The sequence below is a fragment of the Pseudomonas sp. MD195_PC81_125 genome (assembly GCF_014060985.1).
Classification (GTDB): Bacteria; Pseudomonadota; Gammaproteobacteria; order Pseudomonadales; family Pseudomonadaceae; genus Aquipseudomonas; species Aquipseudomonas parakoreensis.
In genome coordinates this window covers 1-2,497 of sequence record NZ_JABULD010000562.1, presented here as the reverse complement: position 1 = coordinate 2,497, position 2,497 = coordinate 1, and the positions used below count along the sequence as shown (strand labels likewise).

Genomic DNA, 2,497 nt, shown 5'->3' with positions numbered 1-2,497 from the left:
CACAGAGATCGCATTGCTTCAACTCAAAGGCGTTCAAAAATGTGGGAGCGAGCCTGCTCGCGAAGGGACCGGAGAGCTCGGCTAAAAATATCAGAACGACGCCTATCAAAACGCGTTGCGGAAAATCTCCTCGATCTGCCGCTGATCCGCCGCCCGTGGGTTGGTGAAGCCGCAGGCATCTTTCAGCGCGTTGGTGGCGAGCACCGGAATGTCGGTGCACTTGGCGCCCAGATCACGCAGACCACCAGGAATTTCGACGTCTCTGGCCAGGCAACGGATCGCATCAATCGCGGCTTTTGCACCCTCCTCCGCACTGAAACCACGGATGTCCGCGCCCATGGCGTGGGCGACGTCGGTCAGGCGTTCGGCACAGACCAGTGCGTTGAAGGTCTGCACATGCGGCAGCAGCACGGCGTTGCACACGCCATGAGGCAAGTCGTAGAAACCGCCCAACTGGTGCGCCATCGCATGCACATAACCGAGGGACGCATTGTTGAACGCCATGCCCGCGAGGAACTGCGCGTAAGCCATGTTCTCCCGCGCCGCGAGGTCGCTGCCGTCCCGCACGGCCAGGCGCAGGTTGTTGCTGATCAGGGTCATGGCCTTCAGCGCGCAGGCATCGGTGATCGGGTTGGCCGCCGTCGAAACGTAAGCTTCGATGGCGTGGGTCAGCGCGTCCATGCCGGTGGCGGCAGTCAGGCTTTTCGGCATGGCAACCATCAGCGCCGGGTCGTTGACTGACAGCAACGGCGTCACGTTGCGATCGACAATGGCCATTTTCACGTGACGCGATTCGTCGGTGATGATGCAGAAACGGGTCATCTCGCTGGCGGTGCCGGCGGTGGTGTTGATGGCGATCAGCGGCAACTGCGGCTTGCTCGATTGATCGACGCCTTCGTAGTCGCGGATCTGCCCGCCGTTGGTCGCACACAGGGCGATGCCCTTGGCGCAGTCATGGGGCGAGCCGCCGCCCAGCGACACCACGAAATCGCAGCGACTGTCCTTGAGCAGCGCCAGCCCGGATTCGACGTTGGCGATGCTCGGGTTCGGTCTGGCGCCATCGAAGATCACCGAGTCGATGTCCTGCATCGCCAGCTTCTCGGCGACCATGGTCGCCACGCCAGCCTTGGCCAGCCCCGCGTCGGTGACGATCAGCGCCTTGCGAAACCCATAGTTGCGGATCGCAACCATGGCCTCGTCGAGGCATCCATTGCCCATGATGTTTACGGCCGGAATGAAAAAGGTGCTGCTCATGCGCGTCTCCTGACTGGGGCCGAATCGACTGCTCCGATCCGGCGGATGTGCACAGGATCGACTGATCGGTCACGGCTGATGTTGATCTGGCTCAACGCCCGCTCGTGATAAAGTCGCCGTCCATCCGCCCTTTGTTTTGAGACTGCCCACGCAATGACCGATTTTCTGGATGTCGACGCCACCCTCGAAGACTGGAGCGCCCTGCGTGCCACCACTGACTTCAGCGGTCTGCTGGTGGGCAACGGCGCCAGCCGCGCGGTGTGGGACGACTTCGGCTACGACTCGCTGTTCGAAAACGCGCGCACGGTGGAAGAGAAACCACTGAGCCCGTCGGAGCTGAGCGTGTTCGATGCGATGCAGACGCGCAGCTTCGAGCAGGTGCTCGGTGCACTGAAAACCACCAGTCGGGTCAACAAAGCGCTGGCCGTCAGCTCGGCGGCACCGCGCAATCGCTATTACGCGATCAAGGAAGCACTGATCAATACCGTGCACGCCGTACACATTCCGTGGCGGCTGTTGCAGGCCTCGACCCTGGCCACGCTCAACCAAGAGCTGGCGCGTTATCACACGGTGTTCACCACCAATTACGATCTGCTCAACTACTGGGCGATCCAGCACCGCAGCGAGGTCATCGACGACCTGTTCAACGGCCCCGACGCCAGTTTTGATCTGAGCGACAGCACCAGCGCCAAACCGCGTCTGCTGTACCTGCACGGCGGTCTGCACCTGGTGCGCAACCAGGACGGCACCGCGCGCAAACTGACCTCGACCGAGGGCACCCTGCTCGGCAGTTTTGCGATCAACAACACGATCAAGACGCTGGACGACGTGCCGCTGTTCGTCACCGAAGGGCCGAGCGCGGACAAGCTCAAGACCATCCGCAGTTCGGATTATCTGTCGTTCTGTTATGAACAGTTATTGGGGCACGCGGATAACCTGTGCATCTTCGGTCATGCCTTGGGCGAGCAGGATGCGCACATCGTGCGGGCGCTGCGCTTGGCGAAACCGGCGAGCGTGGCGATCTCGATCTATCCGCGCAGTGCGGCGTTCATTCAGCATCAGAAACGGCACTACACGAAGGTGTTCGAGGGCACCGGAGTTGAGTTGCGGTTCTTTGATGCGAAGACGCATGCGTTGGGCAATCCGAAGCTTTCAGTGCCGGTCGAGGTTTGATGTAACCGGACTGACGCCTTCGCGAGCAAGCTCGCTCCCACATTGGAACGCGAACTACTGTGGGAGCGAG

The 2,497-nt window shown here is 61.4% G+C and carries 2 protein-coding genes; one reads left to right on the top strand and one right to left on the bottom strand.

Annotation, left to right across the window (positions count from 1 at the left end; all coding sequences use genetic code 11):
• Positions 1-105: 105 nt before the first annotated feature.
• Complete coding sequence (gene yiaY / locus HT737_RS22445; RefSeq protein WP_047292221.1) at positions 106-1,254, bottom strand: L-threonine dehydrogenase; 1,149 nt, start codon at positions 1,252-1,254, stop codon at positions 106-108.
• A gap of 153 nt (positions 1,255-1,407) precedes the next feature.
• On the opposite strand from yiaY, the gene HT737_RS22440 reads away from it, so the two are divergent.
• Positions 1,408-2,427 (top strand): DUF4917 family protein, encoded by a 1,020-nt coding sequence (locus HT737_RS22440; protein ID WP_182404027.1) that lies wholly within the window; start codon positions 1,408-1,410, stop codon positions 2,425-2,427.
• Positions 2,428-2,497 lie beyond the last annotated feature (70 nt).